The organism is Dactylosporangium darangshiense (assembly GCF_039537565.1).
Lineage (GTDB): Bacteria > Actinomycetota > Actinomycetes > Mycobacteriales > Micromonosporaceae > Dactylosporangium > Dactylosporangium darangshiense.
Map to the genome: position 1 here is coordinate 157,463 of NZ_BAABAT010000018.1, position 25,997 is coordinate 183,459.

Below are 25,997 nucleotides of genomic sequence, written 5' to 3' on the forward strand. Positions count from 1 at the left end.
CCCGTACCGTCCGGTTGCTAACACTGCGCCATCGGTCCGCCGCGCGCAATACCGCGCGAGTGAGCTGCGCGCCGGCGGCCGGTTGAGCACATGTGTGTCGCGCTACAGCCAGCCGGGCAGCGGACGAAGCTCGGAGAACCGCCGCGACTGAGCGACGGCGCGCTCGATGTCCTCCTCGACCCCGGCGATGCTGTTGCGCGGCCCGGATTCGTCGTCGTGGCGGCGGCGGGCCCCGGGCGGTACGAGCCGGACCGGCTGGTCGGCCAGCCACTCGACGACGCCGACGAACGGCCGGGTGTCCTCGATCGGGCAGGCCAGTGAGGCGCGCGGGTCGCGTATCGCCCGGAGCAGGTCCTCGAGCAGGTCGACGCGGGCGTGCCGCTCGGTGACCGCGGGCCGGCCGGCCAGCGCGATCTCCAGCACGTCGGTCTCGTACCACCACCGCGCGCTCCCCCGCTCGCCGGTGACCAGCACGTACGGCGGACGCGGGCGCTCGGCGCACAGGGTGACCGCGATCGTGATCGGGGGTCGGCCCGGGGCAGCCAGGCGCAGGCAGCCGGTGTCCTCGACCTCGATCGGCCGGGTCCGGTACAGCTCGGCCTCGGCCCGCGGACGATCGGCCGCGCCGACGCCGGCCAGCGTCAGGCAGTTCATCACGGCGTGCGCGAACGGGTTGGACAGGGCGCCGTCGTTGACCGCGGCGCCGTCGAGCCGACGGCGCCCGGCCCAGGGGGCCCGCGCATAGTAGGCGTCGGCGCGGGCCCAGCAGCCGGTCGCGCCGATGTGCGTGACCTCGCCCAGCTCGCCGCCGTCCATCAGCTCCCGCAGCCGGGCGAGCGCCGCCGAGCCGAGGCTCTGGAAGCCCACCTGACAGAGCCGGCCGGCCGCAGTCGCGGCGGCGGTCATGGCGTCCAGATCGGCGAGCTCGACCGCCGGCGGCTTCTCCACCAGCACGTGCGCGCCGGCGGCGAGCGCGGCGCAGACCATGTCACGATGCCGGTGCGGCGGCGTGGCGACCACGACGACGTCGGGCGCCGCCTTCAGCAGGGTCTCGTAGTCCTCGAAGAAGGTGCCGCCCAGCCCGGCGACGCGCTGGAGCAGGCCGGGCCCGGGCGGGCGCAGATCGGTGCAACCGGCGAAGCGCAGCCCTCCCGCGCCGACGAGGCGCTCGATGTTGTCGAAGTGCACCGCCCCGTAGCCGCCGGTGCCCACCAGCGCGACCCGCGGCGGGCTCACCGCGGTGCCCGCCGGCGGCCGCTGCGCCTCGATGCGGGCCGACGAACCATCACGTCCTCGATCCTCCAGTCACCGTGATTCGGGGCGGCAAGCGCTTTCCTACGACGGTGATCACCGTAGTACGCCTCGGCCGCCCCGTCGACAAGGAACCGCGGCGCTGCGCCCCGGCGAGGGCAACGTGCTCGCGCGACCCCGGGCCGCCCGATCCACTACGAGGGCGACGGCGACTGCCGCTACGTCGACGTGTACAGCCGGATGTACGCCTCGCCGGTGGGGGTGGAACCGTAGCGTTGCTTCTGGTTTAATTTCGTTTGATTCTGGCGTCCAGTGTTGGTCTCAAGACGCGGAGGTGCACCCCCGGCTTCGCGTGTTCGCTCTCGAGCTTGATCGGCAACACGCCGTTCACCAGGGAATATCTGGTCGCGTCGGCGTGGCCTCCGGGTCGCGGGGCGCCGTCGATTCTGGTTGGAGCTCGTTGACATTTGGTCGACCACGACACCACCGGTCGCCGCGGACTTCGCCCGCGCCGGCCGGTCGGATTGGTCGTGCGGGATAACGTCGGTACCGTGAGATCCTCGTCCGCCGCGCAGGTCTCAGGAGCCACGAGTCCGATGAGCACACCGCCCATGACCGGTGCGGGCCCTTACCGCCCCACCATGGCCGACGTCGCCCGGCTGGCCGGGGTCAGTCTCAAGACCGTGTCGCGGGTGGTCAACCAGGTGCCGACGGTCGACCCCGCGCTGGCCGAGCGGGTGCTGGCCGCGGTCTCGGAGCTGGGGTTCCGGCGCAACGACATGGCGCGCAGCCTCCGCTCGCGCAGCACGTCGGGCACGATCGGGCTGGTCATCGACGAAGATCTGGCCAACCCGTTCTACTCCAGCCTGGCGGCCGGGGCCGCGCAGGGCGCGCTCGATCACGACGCCATGCTCATCACGGCCAGCTCGGCAGAGGACAGCGAGCGGGAACGCGGCCTGGTGCTGGAGATGTGCGAGCGGCGGGTCGCCGGGCTGCTCGTGGTGCCGGCCGGGGGCGACCAGTCCCACCTGCGTGCCGAGATGGAGGTGGGCACGCCGGTGGTCTTCCTCGACCGCCCGCCCACCAACGTGCGGGCCGACGCCGTGCTCATCGACAACGAACAGGGCGCCCGCAGCGCCATCGAGTATCTGGTGGCCCGGGGCCACGAGCGCATCGGGGTGCTGGCGGACCGGCTGACGATCTACACGATGCGCGAGCGGCTGGCGGCCGCCGAGGCCGCGATGGAGGACGCGGGGGTGCCGTACCGGGCGGACCTGATCCGGGACGGACTGCACTCGGTCCCGGACACGCAGGCGGCGGTGGAACGGATGCTGGAGTCGCCGGATCCGCCCACCGCCCTGTTCACGCTCACCAACCGACTCACCCTCGGCGCGCTCGGCGTGCTGGGCCGGCAGCGAAGCGACGTGGCGATCGTGGGCTTCGACGACTTCGAGGCCGCCGCGCTGGTGCCGCACCCGCTGACGGTCGTGTCCACCGACGCCCGCGAGATGGGCCGCGTCGGCGCAGAGCTGCTGTTCCAGCGGATCGCCGGGAACCGCTCACGGCCCCGGACGATCGTCATCCCGACCACGCTGGTGGAGCGCAGCAAGGGCTGACCGGCGCCGGCCGGGGTCACGCCCCTCGGCAACCACGCGAGACAACGTGCGACCGCAGTGGCCGGTCCCGTTACCCACGCCCACGGGTGGATGAGCGCCCACTGAGGCCCTTCCACCGCGGGAAATCACACCATCACCGGCCGCGATCGGTCCGCCGGGCCGGGCCCGGCCGGCTCGAAGTCGCGCAGGCATCGAAGTTGTTGCGGGCCGATGTCTGGACAACGTTGTCCCGGGCGGGTTACGGTTCCCCCGCGCTAAGCCCCCAGTAGGGCCGGAAGGGCAACTTTGATGGACTTAACGGACAACTCGCGCCTGTGGACCGATGGAAATGTCCTTTATGCAGGCAACATTGCGGTGACGACCTTGACGGACGGCGTGCTGCTGCATGCCGATCCGCAGGTCGAGGCAACCGTGGTGCGGATCGTCGGCACCGAATCCGGGACAACGTTGGTACGACTCGACGTCCCGCTCGGCGAAGGGGTCGGCTACTGGCACCCCGCGGCCGGCTGGGAGCGCCCGCTGCCGGCGGACTGGGAGGGCGACTGGCGGCGGGTCGGGCTCGTCGACTCGGCCGTCGCGGGCTGCCTGTATGACGGCGCGGGCCGGTCGCTGCTCGCCTTCGCCAGCGACCGCGGCGACGCGACGGCCCTGATCCGGTTCGGCGTCTCGGAGGACACGGCCCGCTTCGGCGTGTGGCTCGCGATGCCGATGCGAGCCGGCGAGGAGTGCCGGCTACGCCTCGAAGCGCCGGGACGCCCCGTCGACGACGCCCTGCGGGCCTTGGCCCGGTGGATGCCGGGCACCGGCGACGCCCTGCGCACACCCGAGGCCGGCCGCACCCCGGCGTACTCGACCTGGTACTCGATGCACCGCGACGTCAGCGCCGCCGCCGTGGAGGCCGAAGCCGCGATCGCGGCCGAACTGGGATGCGGGCTGCTGCTGCTCGACGACGGCTGGCAGGCGCACGCCGACAACCGCAAATACTCCGGCTGCGGCGACTGGACGCCCGATCCGGCAAAGTTCCCGGACTTCGCGGCGCACGTACGCCGGGTGCAGGAGATGGGGCTTTCCTACGTCGCCTGGATCGCGCCACTGCTGCTCGGCGAGCGCAGCCTCGCCCACGGCGCGCTCGACGGCCTCGCCCCGCACCGGGTGCCCCGCCTGGCGTGCCAGGTGCTGGATCCCCGGCAGGACAAGGTGCGCGCCTTCGTCGTCGAGCGCTGTGCCGAGCTCGTGGAGCGCTACGGGCTCGACGGCCTGAAGCTCGACTTCCTGGAGACCGCCATGGTCTACGCGACCGGCGGCGGCGACCGTGCCGCCGACGTGAGCCAGGCGATGCGCGCGCTGCTCGACGAGCTGCACACCCGGCTGCGCTCGCTGCGCGGTGAGGAACTGCTCATCGAACTGCGCCAGCCCTACGCCGGGCCGGGCATGCGCCGCTTCGGCAACCTGCTGCGGGCCAGCGACTGCCCGGCGGACGCGACCGCCAACCGGGTGCGCACGCTGGACATCGCCCGGCTCGCCCCGGGCGCGGCGGTGCACTGCGACATGCTCATGTGGGACCCGCGCGCCAGTGTCGAGGCGGCCGCCCGGCAGCTGCACTCGGCCCTCTATTCGGTGCCGCAGGTCTCGGTGCGCCTCGCGCAGCTGTCCGCCGAGCATCGCGCGATGACGGCCTGGTGGCTGAGGTTCTGGCAGCGGTACCGCGACGTGCTGATCGACGGCGAGCGCCGCACCGGCCGGCCGGACGAGCGCGACGCCACCATCACCGCCTGGAACGGCGACCGGGCCGTCATCACGGTCTTCGGCGAGCACCGGGTGGTGCCGCTCGAGCCCGGCCGGTTCACCGACGTCGCCCTGATCAACTCGACCACCGCCGAGCACCTCGTACTCGACCTCGCCGAAAGCGCCCGGCTCCGCCTGGCGGTCACCGACGCCTGCGGCCGGCCGGCCGGCACCCACATCCGGGAGCTCGGCCCCGGTCTGCACCGCCTGCCGGTACCGCCGGCCGGGCTGTGCCGGCTCTCCCCCGCCTGACCTACCCCGCCTGACCCACCCCGCCCGACCAACCGCCCGCATGGCAACTCCGCACCGACGGTCCTCGCGACACACCCTCGGAGGTTTGTTCATGTTCGACACCCCAGCTCCCAGCACCACCAGCCCGGGCACCGAAGCCCGGGGCATCACCCGGCGCCGCGCCCTCGCCTATGGTGCCGCCGGCACGGCCGGCGCGGCGCTGGCCGGCGTCTTGAGCACGGGCCAGTCCGCGCAGGCGGCCACCGCGCCGTCGATCGACCTCCGCTTCGACGACCCGACCGCGCTGTTCCCCATCGGCGGCTCCGGCCGGGCCACCCCCGGCCTGCTCGTCACGGTCACCGCCCCGGACGCGCTGAGCGGCACGGTGGCCTGGACGGTCAACGCCCGCAGCACGCAGACGGTCCGCACCGCAAGCGCGAGCTTCACCGCCGCGGCGGGCACGCCGCAGACCACCACCATCGCGCTCGGCGCGCTGGACCCCGACTACTACCGGGTCTCGGTCACCGTCACCGACGCGACCGGCGCGCAGCTGCTTGCGCGGACGCTGGGGCTGGGCGTGTTGCGCCCGACCGTGTCCGGGGTGCGCCCCGGCTCGGCGTTCGGCCTGGGCATCCGCTCGGAGGGCGACCCGGCCGTCACCAAGCGGATCGCGCAGCTGATGGGGGTCAAGTGGACCCGGGGCCTCGCCTCGGTGCAGCCGGACACGGTCAGCCCGGCGCCGAACACGTTCTGGGGCCAAGCCGACATCGACAAGGCTCGGGCCGAGGTGGCGGAGTGGCTGAACTACGGCATCTCCCCGATGGGCGGCATCAACTACAACATGTCCTGGAACGTGCAGCCGGCCGCGAACGGCCAGCCGCTGCCGACATACCGCAACCGGCCCAAGGACATGGTGGCGCACGCCGACATGGTGTACCACGCCATCGCGCCGCTGCAGGACCTGGTGAAGAACTGGGAGCTGTGGAACGAGCCGTGGGTGCACGGCCGCTACTGGTCCACCGGTGACTCGCAGGACTACCGCAACATGAGCAAGCTGATCTGGAACCGGGTCAAGCCCGACTTCCCCGACGTCAACCTGATCGGCGGCGGCTCGGTCAGCTACAACCGCGACGCGGTGTACGCCAAGGGCTCCACCGACACCGGGTACATCGACGGCTCGGTGAACCACGCCTACGGATACCCCGACGCCACCCAGTACGCGATGGCCAAGACACAGGTCAAGATGGACACGCGCTGGTCCCGGTCGGGCGGGCGGGGCGGGCAGTGGCAGACCGAGTGCGGCACCTCGGTCGTCAACTCGTTCCCCAGCCTGCCGGTCGAGCAGGCCATCTACGGCGTGGCCCGCACCCTGGCCCCGACCTACCTGCTGCACATGCTCGCCGGGGCCGAGGAGGACTCGCCGATCCGGATCTTCTGGTTCTCGCTGTGCTACGACAAGCCCTACTCCGGCCAGGAGTTCAACATCTACGACAGCAGCACGAAGACGCCGCTGCCGGCGGTGGTCGCCTACACCACGATGACCAGCATCCTGGAGGACGCGACCCTGCAGACCGAGCTGTACCCGGACGCCAAGTCCACCTGGGGCTTCCTGTTCCGCACCGAGGACGGCAAGGGCCGGGCGGCGATCTACGCCGACCAGATCTACAAGGGCAGCGACGAGTCGCCCGCCGCCGGCTACCACGGCACCCTGCACCTGCGCGACGCCCACGGTGTCAGGGTCTACGACTACCTCGGCCGGCAACTGGCCGACGGGTCGGCGAACCTGGTGGAGCTGCCACTGAACCCGTGGGAGGTGCTCTACTTCGACACCGACCGCAGCGCCGAGGAACTGCGCGACGTGCTGACCAGCGGGGCCTCCTTCGAGTACGACACGCCGCTGCTGGTCACCCCGCTGGCGCTGGTCAAGCCGCTGGGCGCGGGCAGCGAGCTGCAGGTGCGGGTGGAGAACGTGTCGCCCGGTGTGGTCAAGGCGATCCTGCGGGTCGCCGCGCCGCCGGGATGGACGCTGGAGCGCACCAACGTCCCGCTGCACGAACTGGCGCCGGGCGAGCAGCGCGTGGTCAGCTTCCCGATCACCGGCTACCAGGTGAGCCCCGACAACGAGTACCGCGTCGACTGGACGATCAAGCTGCCCGGGCGCGACGACGTCACGCCGAGCGGGTCGCAGACCGTGCGGGTCACCTACCTGCCCTTCCGGTCGATGACCGTGGGCGGTGGCGCGCAGCAGTGGAGCGACGTCATCCCGGTGACGCTGACCAGCGTGAGCGCGACCGGCGACACCAGGAAGTACGCGATGCGCGGCGCATGGGACGACGACTTCGTGTACTTCCGCGCCGAGATCCAGGACACCATCGCGTCCTTCAACGTGGCGTTCGCGGCCAACCCGTACCTGTTCCCGTTCCAGGCCGACAGCATCCAGCTCGGCTTCGACACCGGCAACAAGCCGGACGACCTGCTGGCCGGCGACCGGCACTACGAGAAGTGCCTGGTCTCGCTCTCCCACCTCTACGTGGCCACGCTGGCCAGCGCCACCCCCGACCACGCCAGCGCGAACGCCTTCGCCCAGCTGCACCGCCAGTGCGCGCCCGGCACCAACTACCAGACCTACTACCCCACCAACGCCGCCCTGCCGACCCCGCTGGGCCCGATGGACGCCGCGGCCACCGGCGGGCGCGAGGGCCGGATCCTCATCACCCGCGACGCCGTCGCCAAGATAACCGTCTACGAGGTGGCCATCGCCTGGAACCAGCTGCCCGAGCTCAAGGCGACCCTGCCGGGCGCGGCGGGCGGCCACGCCACGATGGCGTTCGCGTTCGCCGTCGCCGACGCGGGAACCGGCGGGCACGGCATGACCTACTCCACCGCGCAGTTCGAGGCGCCCCAGTCGTCCTGCTACAACTTCGCGGCGTTCTGGGGCACCGGTGCGCAGTTCAGCGGCGGCCGCGTCGATACCCGCTGGGGCCTCGGCCGCTGAACCGGCCACCCCCCGATCCGCCCGGCCGCGGGCTGAGCGACCCGCGGCCGGGCCCCCAAACGTCAACCTTGACCCGAACAAAGAAGGAACACAGCCGTGACCAGCGTCGACGGTAGCCCCTCCATGCCCCCGTGGGCGGACTCGCCAGCCATCCGCATCACCGGCGTGCGGGCGGTGCTGACCGCCCCGGCCGGTACCACGCTCGTGGTGGTCCGCGTGGACACCAGCGAACCGGGCCTGTACGGCCTGGGCTGCGCGACGTTCACCCAGCGCGCGGCGGCCGTGGCCACCGCGGTCAATGAGTACCTGGCGCCCCAGCTGATCGGCCGGGACCCGGCCGACATCACCGACATCGCCGGCACGCTGCACGTCAGCAGCTACTGGCGGTCCGGGCCCGTGCTCAACAACGCACTGTCCGGAGTGGACATGGCGCTGTGGGACATCAAGGGCAAGCAGGCCGGGCTGCCGGTGTGGCAGCTGCTCGGCGGGCGCTGCCGCACCGCCGTGCCGCTGTACGGCCACGCCTCCGGCCGGGACGCGCAGGAGGTCGCCGAGGAAGTCAGGCAGATGATGACCGAGGGCTACCGGTACGTGCGGTGCCAGGTCGCCGTGCCGGGAGCCGGGACCTACGGTGCGCCCAGCGCCGCGGCGCCGGCCGGTAGCCGCCCGCCGCTGACCGCGAACGCGTGGGATCCGTCGGCGTATCGGCGCACCGTCGTCTCGCTCCTGGCGCATCTGCGCACCGAGCTGGGCGAGGAGATCGAGCTCATCCACGACGTGCACGAGCGGGTCCACCCGACCGACGCCGTCGGGCTGGCCAAGGACCTCGAACCGTTCCACCTGTTCTACCTCGAGGACCCGGTCGCCCCGGAGGACATCGACTGGCTGCGCCGGCTGCGCGGCCAGTGCAGCACGCCGATCGCCATCGGCGAGCTGTTCACCAACCCCGCCGAGTACCGCCCGCTGCTCGCCGACGGGCTGTGCGACTTCATCCGCGTGCACGTCTCGGCGATCGGCGGCATCACGCCGGCCTGGCGGCTGGCCAACGCCTGCGAGGTGTACGGGATCCGCACCGCCTGGCACGGGCCGGGCGACGTCTCCCCCATCGGGCACGCGGCGAACCTCGCCCTGGACCTCGCGAGCCCCAACTTCGGCATCCAGGAGCAGCACCTGTTCGCGCCCCAACTGCGCGAGGTGTTCCCCGGCTGCCCCGAGATCCGCGACGGCCACCTGTGGCCGAGCGACCGGCCCGGCCTCGGCATCGACTTCGACGAGGACCTGGCGATGCGATTCCCACCCCAGCGCCTCGGCCACGCCTGGGCACCGCCCCGCCGGGCCGACGGTGCCCTGCAACGCCCATAACCCGTACCGACACCCCATCCCAGAAGGAGCAACACCGTGGACACCCCAACCAGCCCGCGGCCCGCTGCGGTGCGCCGGCGCACCCCAGCGGTACCGCTGATCGCCGCCGTCGCGGCCGGCGCCTGCCTCGTCACCGGCCTGACCGCCTGCACCAGCGGCTCGGACTCCGGTTCCGCCGAGAAGGTCACCCTGACCATCGGCCAGTGGACCAACCCGGGGGCGATCGAGTTCACCAAGCAGCTCAACGCCGCGTTCGAGAAGGCGCACCCCGGCGTGACGGTCAAGCTGCAGCAGGCGCCGACGGCCAACCAGGCGTGGCAGCAGCTGACCAGCAGCATGCTGCAGTCCAAGTCGGTGGACGTGCTGGCCCAGTTCGCCCCGACCCAGCAGGGCTTCGCGCCGCCCTACACCAACCTGAAGCCGGGCGGATCCGCGGCGCTGGTCGCCGCGGGTCAGCTGGTCGACCTCAAGGACCAGCCGTTCATGAAGAACTACGACCTGACCACACAGCAGGCCGCCATCGGGTACAACGACGGGATCTACGGCGTGATGGCCGCGGAGTACGTTTCCGCCGGCTCCGTCTGGTACAAGAAGGACCTGCTCGCCAAGTACAACATGCAGGTACCGACGACGTACCAGGAGTTCCTCGACGACTGCGCGGCGCTGAAGGCCAAGGGGATCACCCCGATCTTCGCCGCCGGCAAGGACGGCATGCACGCCGGCGTCTGGCACGGCATCATGAACCAGACGCTGATGGCGGGCCACCCCGGCACGGACTCGGTGAAGGTGTCCACCGACCGGGCCACGGCGTTCTGGCAGAAGACACAGTCCTGGGCCGACCCGGTCTACAAGAGCATCTCCGAGCAGTACCAGAAGGCGATGCCGTACCTCGAGCCGGCCGCGGCGGGCGTCGCGCAGCAGACCGCTCCGGGCGCGTGGGCCAGCAAGCCGGACGACTTCCCGTTCCTGTTGGACGGCTCGTGGGACGGCGCGACGATCCAGCAGGCCAACCCGAAGCTGAACCTGGGCTTCTTCATGCTGCCCGGCACCAACGACCCCGCCGCCAACCGGGTGGCCATCAAGCCCGACCTGACCTGGGTGGTGCCGGCCAGCGCGCCGCACAAGGACCTGGCGATGCAGTGGCTGGAGTTCTTCTCCCAGCCGGAGAACTACAAGAAGTGGCTGGAGGCGACCGGCTCGATCTCCACCCAGCCGGCGCTGCAGAACACCGGACTGTCCTGGATGGACTGGCTGAACGCGCACATGGGCGACTCGTTCGTGGCGCTGACCAGCCCGTGGGTGCCCGCCGGTGCCTCTACCGACGCGGGCGGTCCCGACCTGTACAAGATGGCGCCGATCGGCGGCGACAGCGTCGACACGATCCTCGCCCGCTCCGCCGGCGCCTACCAGAAGGCCCTCGGGTAGTCCCTACGTCACGGTAGAAGGGAGAGCGGCGTGTCACGCTGTTTGTTCGGGACTCCACGGACCCGGCGGTTCATTCCCTGGGCGAGCATCGCGATACCCGGGCTCGGATGGCTGGTGTTTGGGCTGTACCCGTCGCTGGCGACGATCGGGTACTCGTTCACGCAATACTCCGGCCTGCCGGGGACGCCGCTCAACTTCTGCGGCCTGTGCAACTACTCCAGCGCGTTCACCGCTCTCTCCTCGGAGGTGTGGGGCGCGGTGCGCGTCACGCTCATCTACGTGGTCGGCGTGGCGGTCGTGCAGAACGCGATCGGCATCGGGCTGGCCCTGCTGCTCAACCGGCGGGGCCGGTCCTACGCCGTGTACCGCGCCCTCATCTTCATGCCGCAGATCTTCTCGGTCGCAGTCGTCGGGGCGATCTTCTCGCTGATCTTCGACCCGTTCTCCGGCCCGATCGAGAAGATCCTGCAGGACGGCTTCGGGGTCACCAGCACCTTCCTCGGCTCCAACCAGCTGGCACTACCCCTCGTGATGCTGGTCAACGTCTGGATGTTCTCCGGGTTCTCGATGCTCATCTACATCGCCGGGCTGCGCAACATCCCGTCGGACGTGTACGAGGCGGCGTCGATGGACGGCGCGGGACGCTGGCGCATGTTCCGCAGCGTGACCTTCCCGCTGCTCGCGCCCGCCTTCACGGTGAACATGTTCCTGGCCGTGGCGGGCGCGCTCGGCGAGTACGCGCTGATCCTGGTGCTCACCGGCGGCAACTTCGGCACCCGGACGCTGGGCATCTACATGTTCAACTCGGCGTTCCTCAGCGGCACCAGCCAGCTCGGGTTCGGCTCGATGCTGGCGATGCTGCAGTTCTTCCTCACCCTGTTCATCGGTGGTGGCGTGCTGTGGACCCTGCGGCGGCGGGAGGTGGCGCTGTGACGACCTCGACGGCGCTACCGGAGCGCACCCGGGTCCAGGCCGCGCCGCCGCCCCGTAGCCGGCGCGGCGTCGGGCGGCTGCTGCGCGGCGCGCGCACGAACGTGGTGTGCTTCCTCATCTCGGTACTGCTGTTCGCGTTGCCGCTGTTCTACCTGCTGCTGCAGGCGTTCAAGACCTACCCGGACTTCCTGCAGCACCCGACCGGCCTGCCGCAGGAGTGGACGCTGCAGAACTTCACCGATGCGTGGGAGCAGGGCGGCTTCAGCCGCCAGATGATCAACAGCCTGGTCTACTCGGTGATCCCGACCGTGATCACCCTCGTGCTCGGGGTCTTCCTCGCCTTCCCCATCTCCCGCGGGTACTTCAAGCACTCGAACGCGCTGTACACGTTCTTCATCTTCTCCGGCTTCCTGCCCGGCGGCCTGATCCCGCTGTTCATCGAGGCCCGCTCGCTGCACCTGTACAACAGCATGCCCGGCTACCTCGTGCTGACCAGCCTGTCCGGTGCCGGGTTCTTCTTCTTCGTCGGCTACATCAAGGGAATCCCCCGTGAGATCGACGAAGCGGCCGTGCTGGACGGGTGCGGCTACATCCGGTTCATCCTGACCTTCATCATCCCGCTGATGAAGCCGGCGCTGGCCACCTTCGCCATCTTCGGCTTCGTCGCCTCCTGGAACAGCCTCATCCTGCCGCTGGTCATGCTCTCCGACGACGCGCTGTGGCCGGTCACCCGCGGCCTCTACTCGTTCTTCGGCGAGCACACCCAGAACTGGCCGATGGTGTCCGCGGCCACCTTCATCGTGGCGGCGCCGATCCTGGTGCTGTTCATCCTGCTGCAGCGCTACCTCGTCGAGGGCGTCGCGGGCGGGGCCGGCCTGGGCAGCCAGGGCATCGCGCCGGCACAGACGGCGGTCGGCGAGCGGTCCGGCGGAACCGAATGAGCGGCCCGGCCCGGCTCGACCGGCACACCCGGTGGGAGCCGGGCCGGGCGAGCGTCACGTTCCGGCTGCGCGATCCGCTCGACCATCCCGAGTTCGCGTGGCCGCGGACGCTGCTGCACTGGCCGGTGCGCTGGCCCGAGCCGGCGTTGCCGGCCCGGCGGCTGCGCCTGGTCGACGCTGCGGGCACCCCGGTGCCGTTCCAGCTGTCCGAGGTGCGCGCCGACGACCAGGGACGGCTACGCAGCGCCGTGGTCGGCTTCCTCGCCGGGCTGGCGCCCGGCCAGTCCCACGAGTTCACGCTGTGCGCCGATGAGTCGATCCCACTGGCGGGCGTGGCCCGCCCGGTGACGGCCGTGCACGGCGAGGACGGCATCGTGGTGGACGCCGGAGCGATCCGGGTCCGGCTGCCCACATCCCAACGGCCCGCCGCCGGACCCGTGCCGGGCCCGATCCTCGCGCTGGACCGTGGGCGCGGCTGGGTGGGCCGGTCCGGGCTGGTCGGTGCCCGGGCCCGGGTGGAGCGGATCGACGTGTGCGAGGTGCAGGCCGGGCCGCTGGTCGTCGCGTACGACATCGGGTACCGGTTCGCCGGCGGCGGCCGGTACACCGCAACGGTGCGCTGCGTGCAGGGATACGACTTCATCGAGCTGACCGAACGGATGCACGACATCGACGGCCCCTCCCCCGAATGGGAGCTGCGCTGGGACGGGTTCTCCCCCACGCACCGGTTCTCCTCGACCTGGCCGTACTCGCAGGATGCCACCGACCACCTCGACCCCGGCTCGCCGGAGACCTACCGGTGGCCGGGCATCACCGAGCCGCTGCTGGTCGCCGACAGCGGCGAGGATCCGGCCTTCTCCGGACCGGGCCGGCCCGAGGATCCGCGGCAGGAGATGGCCTTCACCGTCGGACCGTACGCGCCCGCGTACGCCTGGGACATCCGTCCACATGCGACGTTCTGGGACGTGCGCGCCGGCGACGCCGCCGGAGTGTTCGTCCGCGACCCGACCTGGTGGGACGACCACCGCTACGCCTCCTGGGCCTCGGCCCGGGACCTGCAGATCCGCTTCCGGTACCGCGACGGGGTGCTGCACTGGCGGTGGCCGCTGCGCACCGGCACCCGGCGCACCGGGATCGCCTTCTACGACCACGAACGCGACCGGGAGGTACTACGGTCGCAGCACGAGAACGCGCACGCATTGTCGGCGCGCTACGGCATCGACGCCGAGGCGGCCCGCCGAGCCGCCTGCTACCAGTCCACCCACGTGCGGCAGCTGTACCACTGGCACAGCACCCTGGACCTCGACCGGGTCAAGGACTGGGTGCTCACCTACGGCGGGCGGCGCCCGGGCCGGCTGTGCGCCACCGGCGAGATCCGCACCGGGCGGGAACTGCTCACCGCGCTGTTCGCCGGGGCCGAGGGCCCGCGGCTGATCGCCCACGGCGTGAACGAGGTCGCCGGCTACCTCAACATCGGCCAGCGGCCGCTCTACGACCGGCTGCTGGACGGCTACGACCGGCTGCGCGGCGAGCTGCGGCCGCAGGAGGCCGCCCGGGTCGACGCACTGCTGCTGCTGACCGCCTACGTCAGCGCCGGCGAGGAGATCGGGCCGATGCGGCGGATGTTCGGCGGCCATCCCAACTTCATGTCCGACGGCAAGGCGGCGCTGGCCTGCCTGGCCTGGCTCTACCCCGAGCACCCCGCGGCCGGCGACTGGCTCGAGCAGTTCGAGACGTTCCTGCGGCTGGCCGGGGTGTACAACACCCGGCCGGCACTGCCCGACCGGCAGGCCCGGCCCGGCCGGTGGACCGAGAGCCTCGCGACGTACGTGTGGGCGTTCCTGCGCCCGGCCACCCTCGGCAACGCGCTGGGCATCCGCGCCGACGGCCACAACCGGCTGTGCACACCGCAGTTCGCGGCCCTGGGCGAGTGGCTGGTCGACGCGCTGACCGCCCCGGTCATGACCGCCGCCGCCCCGGACACGGACACGTCGGCAACCGCGCCCGGCGCGCTGCGCATGCACCCGCCGCAGGGCGCGCACGCGAGCTGGCCGCGCCGGCCGCCCATCGAGATGCGGCTGCTCGGCGAGCAGCTGCGCCGCTACCGCCCGCTCGTCGCCGAACACCTGCTGTGGGGCTGCGACGCCGCGGGACACCGGCTGGACCAGCCGCGCGGCGCCGCCGACCCGTGGCGGACGCTGCATCCCCAGCCCGGGGACCGGGGCACCAACCCGCGCCTGGGCAGCACCAAGTACACCGGGTACGGGATAACGCTGCGTGCCGGCGTCGGCGAGCCCACCGAGGTGTCGGTACACCTGCAGCAGACCGACCGCGGGCCCAACTACCGGTGGGGCATCGCGGACGACAACGGCAGCGGGCACCTGTACTACTACGCCGGCGGGCGCGCCTACAGCGGGCACGGCCCGGAGGACGCCGGGGACCGGCGCGCGCCGGACGCCACCTTCGTCAGCTCCTACGGCATCTGGCGCGGCGGCGCGATCCGGTCGCTCGGCCCCAACACGCTGGACCGCCCGCACTACGACCTGGACACTGCGCAGTACGCCGAGATCACCCCCGCCCCGGACAGCCCGGTGTACGGCCACTATCTCGGCCGCAGCGTCATCCTCGTCGGCCGCGACTACCTCGTCGTCTACGACGCGGTCGCGGCCACCCAGCGGATGGTCTGGACGTGGGCCACGCTGACCCGGCCCACCGGCGGCGACGCCAACAGCGTCGACCACCTCACCGACCGGATGCCCTTCATCCACGTGGTGCGCGGCGTGCGCACCGACGGCGCGGACGGCGGCGAGTTCCGCACCCCGGTCTCCCGCGGGGTACGCCTGGAAAGCCCGCCCGACGCCACCACCGGCAGCACGCTGGCCATCGTCAGTCACCGCGACGACCTCACGATCGACCCCCAGCACCGCACGCCCTGGGGCGCCCGGATCACCACCCCGGACGGCGTGGACTACGTGTTCCGTCACGAGCGGGCCGCCCATCACGAACCGGAGGAGCTCGACGTCACGCACGACGCCACCGGCCTGCGCTTCCGGGGCACGGCAGGGGTGATCCGCCTGCGGCGCGACGGCGAGCGGCGGCTGGTGCTCTTCCATGGCACCGCGATCGGCACCGGCGACGTGGTGCTCACCACCGACGACCAGGACCTGGGCGTCAGCCTGCGCTACCGGACGGACGCACACGAGTGCCACGGCAGCTACCGCGCCCCGGCCGACACCGCGCTGACCCTGCGCTTGCCGGCCGGCCGGCACGGCGCCGCCTTCCACGTCGACGGCGCGCCCGTGCGGCCGGTGCGCGAGACCTCCGACGAGGTGACCGTGGCGCTGCCGGCAGGGCGGCACCAGTGGGAGCTGACCACGCATGCGCCCCGGCCGCCGGCCGCCGAGGTGCGCCGCACCGTGAACGCCGTCGGCGCCGCCGAGGTGCATTTCGCGCCGGTGCCGGCGGCCGAGGAGTACCTGGTGCAGCTCAGCGAGGACGGCGGCGACACGTGGCGCACCGCCGCGACCGCCCGGACCAGCCCGTGCCGGCTGACCGGCCTGGCCGACGGCCGCAAGCTGCACGTGCGGGTCGTCGCCGCGAACTCCCGGCACCAGGCCCCGCCCGGCGCGGACTACCCGTTGTACGTCACCGACGCCCCGCCCGCCCCGCCGGACGGGCTGACCCCGCGGCCGGGCCCGGGCGGGGTCGAGCTGAGCTGGGGCGAGGTGCTCGGCGCGAGCGGCTACCGGGTGCTGCGCCGCAGCCGCGGTGAGGCCGGGTACCGCGAGATCTTCGCCGGTCTCGCGTTCTCGTACGTCGACCGTACGGCGGCCAACGGCGACGAGTACGCGGTGGCCGCGGAGAACGGCAACGGCGTCGGCCCGCCGAGTACACCGGTGCCGGCCGATCCTGGTAGCTGGCGGCACTGGCGCCCGCCGGTCCCGCTGACCTTCCGCCGGACACACACGTACCACGAGCCGCCCTACCTGCCCGCGGGGGCGGCTCCGCAGGAGTACGACGGGCAGGCAATGCCGTCCGACCGGCCGGCCGACGCCGGTCCGTAACCGCAGGGGGTTCCTACCATGTCCGAGCGGGTCCTGATCACCGGCGCCGCCGGGCGTATCGGCACGGTGCTGCGGCCCGGACTCGCCCGCCCGGGCCGGGTGCTGCGACTGCTGGACGTCGCACCGCAGCCGGCGGCGGCCCCGGGCGAACGCGTGGAGATCGACATGGCGTCCTTCACCGACCCGGACGCGATCCGCGCCGCCTGCGAGGGCGTCGACGCGGTGGTCCACCTCGGTGGGTGCGCCGGCGAGGCGCCCTGGGAGACGATCCGTGCCGTGAACATCGACGGCACGCAACAGGTGCTGGCGGCGGCGGTCGAGGCCGGGGTACGGCGGGTGGTCCTGGCCGGAAGCATCCACGCCGCCGGGTTCCGCACCCGCGACGAGGCGGTGCACGGCCCGCTGCCGGCGGACAGCTCGGCCCGTCCGGACACCTTCTACGGGGTGAGCAAGGCCGCGGTCGAGGCGCTGGGCAGCCTCTACCACTCGCGGTTCGGCATCGACGTGACGTGCCTGCGCATCGGCGCGTTCCGGCCGCTTCCGACGGTCCCCGAGGACCTGGCCAGGTGGCTCTCACCCGGGGACGCGGTGCGGCTGGTCGAGGCGTGCCTGCGGGTCGAGCCGGCCGGATTTCGCATCCTGTGGGGCATCTCGGCCAACACCCGCCGCTGGTGGTCGCTGGCCGAGGCGGAGGCGATCGGGTACCTCCCGCGCGACGACGCCGAACGGTACGCCGCCCAGGCCCTGGCCGGCGGCGACGCCGACCCCGCCGCGCCCCGCAACCATCTGGCCGGCGGCGGGTTCTGCACCATGCCGCTCGGCTGACCGGGCGGGGCCGTTACTATCCCGCGGCGGACACGCCCTGCGCGGCCGGCCGGGCGGCGCCTACCCCGGCGAGCCACCGCGCGCACAGCCGCGTCCACTGCCCGGCCGAATCGTCGTCCTCGGCCAGCCCGAGCCCGTGCCGGCCGTGCGGGAAGACGTGCAGCTCGTGCGGCACGTCGTGCGCCGCCAGCGCGCGGGCCAGCCGGTAGCTGTGCTCGACCGGGACGACCGCGTCGTCCGAGCTGTGCCAGACGAAGAACGGCGGGGCTTGCGGCGTCACCAGCTCCTCCAGCGACGCCTCCCGGCGCCGCGCCGCCGTCGCGTCCGCGCCGAGCAGGGTCTCCCGCGAGCCGGCGTGGTGCTCGGGGAGCATTGAGACGACGGGATAGCACAGCACCGCGAGGTCCGGCCGCTCGTCCGGCCGCACATCCGGCGCCAGGGCCGCGTGCCCGGCGAGGTGGCCGCCGGCCGAGAAGCCGATCACGCCGATCCGCCGCACGCCGCGCCGCCGCAGCCGGGCGATCTCCGCCCGCACCGCCAGCAGCGGCCCGGGGTGCCGCGTCGCCACCGGGTACCGCAGCACGCCGGCCTCGAGGCCCAGCGATCCGAGCCACTCGGCCACGGGTTCGGCCTCGTGCGCGGCGTGCGTCTCGTACCCGCCGCCGGGCAGGACGATCATGTGAATCGGCATGGCCCGAGCCTTCGCGTCAGTCGGTTGCGGTGATCCGGTCGAGCAGTTCCAGCAGATGGTGGTACGTGTGGCCGGTGGCCCGGGTCATCCCGATCTCGCAGGTGCGGTTGACCGAGGCGTGGGCGGCGCATCCGTCGCGGGCGACGGCCTCCGCCTCGCCGCGGGTGGCGGAGGCGGTGAGCTCCGGGTGGAGCAGGCCGCGGTCCCCGGCGAAGGCGCAGCACTGCCAGTCGTCCGGGACGACGACCCGCTCGGCCACCGCGCCGGCGATGCGGGCGATCGCGGCGTCGAGGCCGAGACGGGTGGAGGAGCAGGTGGGGTGCAGCGCCAGCGACGGCAGGCGCCGGCCGGCGGGCAGCCGCGGCAGCACGTGCTCGGCCACGAACGCCACGGCGTCGACGACCTCGACGGCCGGGGCGACCTCGGCGAGGAGGCGGTGCAGGCCCTCCGTGCAGGAGGCGGCGTCGGTGACGACCGGGAGCCGGCCGTTGTCCGTCGCGGCGGCGAGGACGTCGCGGACGCGGCGCCGCATGATCTCGTACCCGTCAGGCAGGCCCTTGGACGACCACGGGGTGCCGCAGCACAGCTCGCCCACCCCCTCGGGGACGTGCAGCCGGACGCCGGCCCGGCCGGCGAGCCTGCGCACCGCGGCCATGACGCCGTCGCCGCCGCGGGCCGGGGCGAACATGGTGTTGAGGCATGAGGGCAGGTAGACGGCACCGGCGGCCGGATCGGGTGCGCCGCGGCGCCGGATGCCGCCGCGGGGCAGGTCACGGCTCCAGGCCGGCACGACGTCGGGGTTGCCGATCCGGCGAGCGGCCCGGGTCGTGCCCTCCACGACGGCGGGCGGCGCCGCGGCCGCGAGGTCCAGGGCGAGGTTCATGGCCCGCGTCGCCGTGTCCCAGTGCTTCGCGGCCGTGCTCCAGGTCTGCCGGGCGGCGCGGCCGTTGTGCCCGGCGCGCAGCCGCTTGGTGAGGTCGCCGGTGTTGATGAGCACGGGGCAGGCGGTGGCGCACATGCCGTCGACGGCGCAGGTGTCGACGGCGTCGTAGCGGTACTCCCGCCCCAGCTGCCGGGCCAGCGCGGTGTCGCCGGCGGCCACGGCGGCGGTGATCTCCCGGCGCAGGACGATGCGCTGCCGCGGGGTGGTGGTGAGGTCGCGGCTGGGGCACACCGGCTCGCAGTACCCGCACTCGACGCACCGGTCGACCTCGGGCTCGACGGTGACGACCGGCTTGAGGTGGCGCAGATGGGCCTGCGGATCGTCGGTGAGCAGCACCCCGGGGTTCAGGGTGCCGGCGGGGTCGCAGTGCCGCTTGACCTCGAGCATGACGTCGAAGAGCTCGTCACCGTACTGCCGACGGACGAACGGGGCCATGACCCGGCCGGTGCCGTGCTCGGCCTTGAGCGTGCCGCCACGGGCCAGGACGGCGTCGATCATCTCCTCGGTGAAGTCCGCGTAGCGTTGCACGTCGTCACCGGCGCCGAACCTCTCGTTGAGCATGAAGTGCAGGTTGCCGTCCTTGGCGTGGCCGAAGATGACGCTGTGCTCGTACTGGTGCCGGTCGAACAGGCCGGCGAGGTCGTCGCAGAGGTCGGCGAGGACGGGCACCGGGACGGCCACGTCCTCCAGCAGCGCGACGGTGCCGGACGGCCTGGCCCCGGCGACGGCGGCGTACAGCCCCTTGCGGACGTGCCACAGCCCGGCGCGCCCGGCCGCGTCCCGGCTCAGCCGGGCCGGGACGGCGAGGTTCCAGCCGGCGAAGAGTTGCCGTGCCCGGCGTTCGCGCTCGGTGAGCCGCTCGGCGTCCGGCTCCTGCCACTCGACCAGCAGCGCCGCGTGACGGTCGACGGCGAAATCGACGGCCGGGGCGTCCTGCGCCCGGGCGACCCGCAGGGACTCGGCGTCGAGCAGTTCGACGGCCGCGGGTGCGGCCGCCACCAGCTCCGGCATGACCGCCATCGCCTCGCGCAGCGTGGGAAAGACCACCAGCCCGGTCGAGACCGTGGGATGGACCGGGACGGTCCGCAGGACGGCCTCGGCGACGAAGCCGAGGGTGCCCTCGCTGCCGATGACGAGGTGGGCGAGGATCTGCGCGGGCGAGGTGTGGTCGAGGAAGCTGTTGAGGCCGTAGCCCATGGTGTTCTTCATCGCGAACTGCGCCGTGATGCGCCGAACCGAGTCCGGGTTGCCGCGGACGCGGTCGCGCAGCCGCTCGAGGGCGCCGGTCAAGGCCGGCTCGTTGGCCCGCAGCCGCGCGTCGGCGTCGGGCGCGGCGGTGTCGACGACGGTGCCGCTGGGCAGCACGAGCGTCATCGACTCCAGGGTCTGGTAGGTGTTGGCGTGGGTGCCGCAGGTCATGCCGCTGGAGTTGTTGGCGATGACGCCGCCGATCGTGCACGCCGACTCGCTGGCCGGGTCCGGGCCGAGCCTGCGGCCGTACGGCGCGAGGCGGGCGTTGACCTGGCGCAGCACCGCGCCGGGCTGCACCCGGACCCGGGCGCCGCCGTCGAGGACCTCAACCGTGCGGAAGTGCCGGCGGACGTCGACGAGCAGGTGCTCGGTGCCGGCCTGCCCGCTGAGGCTGGTGCCGCCGGAGCGGAACGTGACACCGAGGTCCAGCCCAGCGGCGGCGCGCATGAGGGCCGCCACCTGCCCGGCGTCGCGTGGTACGAGCACCGCCTGCGGCGTGAGCAGGTAGTGCGAGGCGTCATGGGCCATGCCGAGCCGGTCGCTGGCGCGGGCCCGGGTCGCGCCGGGTGCGGCCCGCTCCAGCGCGCTCAGCATTTCGTCGTCGACGGGGGCGAGCCGGCGCGGCCCGGCGGGGTTCCCGGTGCTCATCGGCCGGCTCACCCGCCGAACACCGCGGCCGGCGTTCCCGCCACGCCCAACCCGTTGACCGCGAACACCGATCCCGCGGGGTCGTCGTCGGGCAGGTCCAGCCCCTCGCGGGCCGACGTGATGTACAGAACGTCGAGGGCGGGGCCGCCGAACGTGCACGAGGAGGGCTGGTGCACGGGCATGAGCAGCTCGCCGAGCAGGTCCCCGTCGGGTGAGATGCGCACCATCCGATCGCCGCCCCACATCGCCACCCAGAGACAGCCGGTGGCGTCGACGGTGAGCCCGTCCGGCATGCCCGTGTCATCGGGGAACCGGGCGAACGTGCGCCGGCGGCCGATCGTGGCGCGCTCCAGGTCGGCGTCGAAGGCCGAGATCTCGCCCGCCATGGTGTCGGCGAGGTAGAAGGTGCGCCCGTCGGGACTCCAGTCGAGCCCGTTGGGCAGCGTCAGTCCCTCCAGGACCACGCGGGTCGTCCAGTCGGGCATGAGCACGTGCAGGGCGCCCCGGCCCGGCTGGAAATCCATCGTGGTGCTGCCGGCCCAGAGCCGCCCGTGCCGGTCGCACTTCGCGTCGTTCATGCGCTCCCCCTCGGGTAGGACCGCGCACCGGACGGTCATGCCGGCCTCGACGCTGGCGAAGCCCTCGGCCACCGCGGCGACGAAGCCCCCGCCGCGGCGGGGCACCGCCGCGCCGACGTGCGTCGGAAGGGCCAGCGTGCTGGTCTGTCCGGTCATCGGGTCGCTGGTGTGGATGTGCCCGGCCGGGATGTCGACCCAATGCAGGCGGCCGTTGCGCGCATCCCATACCGGTCCCTCGCCGACCCGGGCCCGGCCGGCGACCGCGACCTCGGGCGTCATCGCCTGCGTCATTCGGGCAGCACCACCGCGGCGTTGGCGAGCAGTCCGCCGTCGACGGGCAGCGCGACTCCGGTGATGAAGCTGGCGCGGTCGCCGGCGAGGAAGGCGATCGCCTCGGCGACCTCTTCCGGCCGCGCCACCCGGCCCAGTGGGTGGCTGCGCCCCCAGGCTTCGACGAGGGCCTGGGTGCCTGCGTCGGTGCCGTCGGAGAACATGCGCGCCGACGAGCGCAGCATCGGCGTGTCCACCGACGCGGGGCAGACCGTGTTGGCCCTGATCCCGTTCTTCGCCTCGTCGACGGCGATCGAGCGGGCGAACGCGTTGAGCGCCCCCTTGCTGGTGGTGTACGCGGCGACCGCGCTCTGGGTGATGAATGACTGCACGGAGGAGACGAGCACGATCGAGCCCGCCCCGCGGGCGCGCAGGTGCGGCAGCGCACGCTTGACCGCGTGGAACGCGCCGGTCACGTTGACGGCGAGCACCTCGTTCCACTCCTCGGCCGTGGTGTCCGCCGCCGTGCCGTAGCGCTGGATCCCGGCCGCCGCGACCACGATGTCGAGTCCGCCGTGGGTGGCGGCGACGCGATCCATGAGCCGGGCCGTGGCCGCCTCGTCGGTCACGGAGAGCTCGGCGTACTCGACGCCGGGAAGCTCGGGCTCAGCGCCGGCCGCCGGTGGCAGGCCGGCGGCGACGACGGTCGCGCCGCGCGCCGAAAGCACCTGGGCGGCCGCGCGGCCGATGCCGCTCAGTCCGCCCGTGACGATGGCGACCTTGCCGTCGAACTCCACAATGGACTCCTTTGATGCCGTCCGCGGCCCCACAGCGCACGGCGCGGAGGTCAGCCGCGCTGGGAACGATCGCCGCAGCTGTCGTGCCACGAGGGGCCTTGATCGGCTGCGCGGATCAGAGTCTAGGCAACGTTGTCTCCGGCCGCTAGTAGTGTGTGGCGCTGACGGCAACGTCCACGCGTGGACGTCCATTTCATGTGGCCGGTCAACGAGCTCGCCGGCCGGTTGAGGAGAGGATTCCGTGACGGCACAGTGGATCCGTTGGCCCGCCAACGTCGTGGCCCGGTTCGGCGGCGAGCCTGTTGCGTTCGGAGGCGACTACAACCCCGAGCAATGGGATGAAAGCGTGTGGCCGCAGGACGTGCGTCTGATGCGCGAGGCCGGTGTCAACCTTGTCACGGTCGGGGTCTTCTCCTGGTCGGTGCTGCAGCCGGCGCCCGGCCGCTGGAACTTCGGTTGGCTGGATCGGGTGCTCGAACTGCTGCATACAGGCGGCATCGCGGTCGATCTCGCCACCGCCACCGCGTCGCCGCCGCCCTGGCTCACCACCCGCTTTCCCGAGGTGCTGCCGGTCGATCGGCACGGCCGGGTGATGGCGCAGGGCGGCCGCCAGGCCTGGTCGCCGTCGTCGCCGGTCTATCGCGAACACTCGCTCGCGCTGGTGGAGAAGATGGCCGAGCGCTACGGCAAGCACCCGGCCCTTGCCCTGTGGCACGTCTCCAACGAGCTCGGTGGGCACAACTCCCGGTGTTACGGCGACGCGACCGCCGCGGCGTTCCGGGCGTGGCTCAGGAACCGGTACGCGGACTCGCTCGATGAGCTGAACGCCGCCTGGAGCACCGCCACCTGGAGCCAGGCCTACTCGGCGTGGGAGGAGATCCAGCCGCCGCGGCTGACCTTCACCGACTCGAACCCGACCCAGGTGCTGGACTTCGACCGGTTCAGCTCCGACCAGCTGCGCGAGCAGCTGCGAGCGGAGATCGCCGTGCTGCGGCGGGTCACCCCGGACGTGCCGGTCACGACGAACCTGGTGCTGTTCGACGCGGGCAAGAACATGGACTACAGCTCGTGGACCGGCGACCTGGACCTCGTCGCGAGCGACCACTACCTGAGGTCGACACCCGACGCCCACGCCGAGCTGTCGTTCTCGGCCGACCGGGCGCGGGGCCTGTCGGCGGGCAGGCCGTGGCTGCTCATGGAGACGGCCGTCGGGGCCACGAGCTGGCGCCCGGTCAATCCCGCGAAGCGCCCCGGGCAGTTGCGGCGGGACGTGTTCTCGTACGTCGCGCGCGGAGCCGACGGGATCTGCTTCTTCCAGTGGCGCGCCGCCCTGGCCGGGGCCGAACGGTTCCACTCCGCGATGCTCCCGCACGCCGGGTCCGACAGCCGGAAGTTCCGGGAGGTCGCGGCGCTCGGCGCGCAGCTGGCGTCCTGCGCCGAGGTGCTCGGCAGCCGGGTGGTCGCGGACTGCGCGCTGCTGTTCTCGGAGGAGTCGTGGTGGGCCGCCGAGCGGGAGGGGCATCCGCACAACGGCCTGTCGTACACGGACTCCGCGCTGCGCTGGTATACCAGCCTCCGGGACGCGGGCATCACCGTCGACATCGTGCCGCCGTCGGCCGACCTGTCCGGGTACCGGCTGGTCGTCGCGCCCATGCTGTACCTGGTCTCGGACCGCGACCGGGCCGCGATCGCGGAGGCCGCGCACGCCGGCGCGACCGTGGTGCTCACCTACTTCTCGGGCATCGTCGACCCGCTCGACCGGGTGCGGCCCGGCGGTTACCCCGGGGCGTTCCGGGAGCTGCTGGGCGTGCGGGTGGAGGAGTTCGCGCCGTTGCCGGAGGCGGAGTCCGTGGCCGTCGACGGGGTCACCGGAGCGACGGTCGTCTCGGACTGGCACGAGGAGATCGACGTCACGGACGCAGTGGCCGAGGCCTGGTACGCCGGCGGCGACTTTGCGGGCGCGCCGGCGGTCACCCGCGCCACCCGGGGCGCCGGAGAGGCCTGGTACGTGGGGGTGGAACTGGACACCGACGCCCGGGCCCGCCTGGTGGCGGCGATCGCCGAGCGCTCGGCGGTGGCGATGACAACGTCGGACACGGGCCTCGAGGTCGTGATCCGCCGGTCGGCCGAGCACGACTACGCCTTCCTGATCAACCACGGCGACGCGGCGACGAGCGCTGCGATGTCCGGCACCGACCTGCTCGACGGTTCCGTCCACAAGGGAGAGACCATGGTGCCCGCGGGCGGGGTGCGGGTCGTCAGGATCGCCTGAGCCGTCGGCCACCGGCCGTGCCGCCGCCGGAGTCTTCGCCGGCGGCGGCAGGCCGGTGGCCGGCCCGTCAGAGGGCGAGGCCGTTCAGGACGCCCTGCAGGTAGCCGATCGCGTGCGCCCGGCCCCGGCTGCAGTACGCCTCGGACGATATGTCGCCCCAGGTGTCCACGTCGCCGATCATCGCTGGGACGTGGTCGTCGATGAGGAACCCGTCGAATCCACGGTCGTGCAGCCGACGTATCACCCGCGCCGGGTTGAGGTTGCCCTCGCCGAGGAAGCACTCGGTGAAGCGGGGCACGGTACCACGGACGTCCCGGAAGTGGACATAGAGGATGGCCGGTCCCAGCAGGTCGATGACCTCGTTGACGCTGCGCTCGCCGTCCATTTCCGATATCGTCCCGAGGCACAGGTTCAGCCCCCACGACGGGCTGCCGCCGGCCTGCTTGAGCGCCTGCCCGATGGCGGCCGGGGACGTGAAGATCCGGGCTATGCCGCCCAGCGGCTCGTCGACGGGAGGGTCGTCGGGGTGCAGGGCCAGCCGGACCCCGACCTCCTCGGCCACCGGCAGCACCGCGTCGAGAAAGTACTGGTGATTGGCCCACATCTGCTCGGCCGTGATCGGCTCGCCGACGGGCCGGTCCGGGGTGAGCCGGTACCCGGCGAGCGCGTTGCCGGCGGGCGCGTCGGCCAGGTCGAACGCGGTGACCTTGGCGCCGCCGCGTCCCCGTGCTGCCATGTCGGTGCGCCAGACGTACGTGCCGAGGAAGTTGTAGCCCAGCAGGTCGATGCCGACCGCGGCGAGGTTGCGGATGGTCTTCAGGTAGTTCTCGATCTGCTCGTCCCGGCCGGGCAGCCCGCGCTGAATCTTCCAGAAGTGGGCGAGCGGAACATTCTCCAGGCCGTCGATCGCCAGGCCGTCGGCGTCGCATCGCGCCCGCATTGCCCGCAACTCGGGCAGACCCCAGTAGCCATCGACGCCGGGCAGCAGATCGGGGGTGTGCAGCTGGACGCTGCTCAGCCCGAGCTGGTGGGCGAACGTCGCAATGTCTGAATCATACTTATCGATGTGCCCGAGGCTGATGCGGATGGTCATCCTGCCCGAATCCGTTCGTTGGTAGC

The 25,997-nt window shown here is 72.6% G+C and carries 16 protein-coding genes; 10 read left to right on the top strand and 6 right to left on the bottom strand.

The features are described 5' to 3' along the window. Window positions 1–102 precede the first annotated feature (102 nt). Window positions 103–1,236, bottom strand: coding sequence for a Gfo/Idh/MocA family protein (locus tag ABD901_RS29755; RefSeq protein ID WP_345131514.1), 1,134 nt, complete (start codon window positions 1,234–1,236; stop codon window positions 103–105). Window positions 1,237–1,847: 611 nt separating this feature from the next. Between ABD901_RS29755 and ABD901_RS29760 the strand changes: the two genes are divergently transcribed. The 9 genes from ABD901_RS29760 to ABD901_RS29800 all read left to right on the top strand — a co-directional run bounded on the left by ABD901_RS29760 (window position 1,848) and on the right by ABD901_RS29800 (window position 17,428). Continuing rightward, the gene (locus tag ABD901_RS29760) at window positions 1,848–2,867 is read left to right on the top strand and encodes a LacI family DNA-binding transcriptional regulator (RefSeq protein WP_345131516.1); all 1,020 of its coding nucleotides are present in this window, start codon (window positions 1,848–1,850) and stop codon (window positions 2,865–2,867) included. Between the two features lie 354 nt (window positions 2,868–3,221). Next, window positions 3,222–4,904, top strand: coding sequence for an alpha-galactosidase (locus ABD901_RS29765; RefSeq protein ID WP_345131517.1), 1,683 nt, complete (start codon window positions 3,222–3,224; stop codon window positions 4,902–4,904). A 91-nt stretch (window positions 4,905–4,995) separates the two neighbouring features. Continuing rightward, window positions 4,996–7,878, top strand: coding sequence for a DOMON domain-containing protein (locus ABD901_RS29770; RefSeq protein ID WP_345131519.1), 2,883 nt, complete (start codon window positions 4,996–4,998; stop codon window positions 7,876–7,878). 96 nt (window positions 7,879–7,974) lie between these two features. Continuing rightward, window positions 7,975–9,240, top strand: a complete 1,266-nt coding sequence (locus ABD901_RS29775) for an enolase C-terminal domain-like protein (protein WP_345131521.1) — start codon at window positions 7,975–7,977, stop codon at window positions 9,238–9,240. 36 nt (window positions 9,241–9,276) lie between these two features. Then, entirely contained in the window at window positions 9,277–10,665 is a 1,389-nt protein-coding gene (locus ABD901_RS29780; RefSeq protein WP_345131523.1) for an ABC transporter substrate-binding protein, read from the top strand. Between the two features lie 114 nt (window positions 10,666–10,779). Continuing rightward, complete coding sequence (locus ABD901_RS29785) at window positions 10,780–11,598, top strand: carbohydrate ABC transporter permease (RefSeq protein WP_345131525.1); 819 nt, start codon at window positions 10,780–10,782, stop codon at window positions 11,596–11,598. Then, window positions 11,595–12,539 carry a carbohydrate ABC transporter permease gene (locus ABD901_RS29790; protein WP_345131527.1) on the top strand — a complete coding sequence of 315 codons (945 nt, stop codon included), beginning with the start codon at window positions 11,595–11,597 and terminating at the stop codon, window positions 12,537–12,539. Before ABD901_RS29785 ends, ABD901_RS29790 begins: the two co-directional genes overlap by 4 nt. Beyond that, a complete protein-coding gene (locus tag ABD901_RS29795) occupies window positions 12,536–16,603 on the top strand; it encodes a hypothetical protein (RefSeq protein ID WP_345131529.1) in 4,068 nt (1,355 codons plus the stop codon). The genes ABD901_RS29790 and ABD901_RS29795 overlap by 4 nt, the downstream gene beginning before the upstream one ends. Before the next feature lie 18 nt (window positions 16,604–16,621). Continuing rightward, window positions 16,622–17,428, top strand: coding sequence for an NAD-dependent epimerase/dehydratase family protein (locus ABD901_RS29800; RefSeq protein WP_345131531.1), 807 nt, complete (start codon window positions 16,622–16,624; stop codon window positions 17,426–17,428). Between the two features lie 16 nt (window positions 17,429–17,444). Here the strand turns inward: ABD901_RS29800 and ABD901_RS29805 are convergent, their stop codons facing one another. From ABD901_RS29805 to ABD901_RS29820, 4 genes are read right to left on the bottom strand one after another with little or no spacing between them, the layout of a single operon-like run. Then, window positions 17,445–18,119, bottom strand: coding sequence for an alpha/beta hydrolase (locus tag ABD901_RS29805; protein ID WP_345131533.1), 675 nt, complete (start codon window positions 18,117–18,119; stop codon window positions 17,445–17,447). A gap of 16 nt (window positions 18,120–18,135) precedes the next feature. After that, window positions 18,136–20,961, bottom strand: coding sequence for an FAD-binding and (Fe-S)-binding domain-containing protein (locus ABD901_RS29810; protein WP_345131535.1), 2,826 nt, complete (start codon window positions 20,959–20,961; stop codon window positions 18,136–18,138). A gap of 8 nt (window positions 20,962–20,969) precedes the next feature. After that, entirely contained in the window at window positions 20,970–21,830 is an 861-nt protein-coding gene (locus ABD901_RS29815) for an SMP-30/gluconolactonase/LRE family protein (RefSeq protein ID WP_345131536.1), read from the bottom strand. Continuing rightward, window positions 21,827–22,606, bottom strand: a complete 780-nt coding sequence (locus ABD901_RS29820) for an SDR family oxidoreductase (RefSeq protein WP_345131538.1) — start codon at window positions 22,604–22,606, stop codon at window positions 21,827–21,829. The genes ABD901_RS29815 and ABD901_RS29820 overlap by 4 nt, the downstream gene beginning before the upstream one ends. A 241-nt stretch (window positions 22,607–22,847) precedes the next feature. On the opposite strand from ABD901_RS29820, the gene ABD901_RS29825 reads away from it, so the two are divergent. Continuing rightward, window positions 22,848–24,878 carry a beta-galactosidase gene (locus ABD901_RS29825; protein WP_345131540.1) on the top strand — a complete coding sequence of 677 codons (2,031 nt, stop codon included), beginning with the start codon at window positions 22,848–22,850 and terminating at the stop codon, window positions 24,876–24,878. A gap of 67 nt (window positions 24,879–24,945) precedes the next feature. Here the strand turns inward: ABD901_RS29825 and ABD901_RS29830 are convergent, their stop codons facing one another. Beyond that, window positions 24,946–25,971 (bottom strand): mannonate dehydratase, encoded by a 1,026-nt coding sequence (locus ABD901_RS29830; RefSeq protein ID WP_345131542.1) that lies wholly within the window; start codon window positions 25,969–25,971, stop codon window positions 24,946–24,948. Window positions 25,972–25,997: the final 26 nt, after the last annotated feature.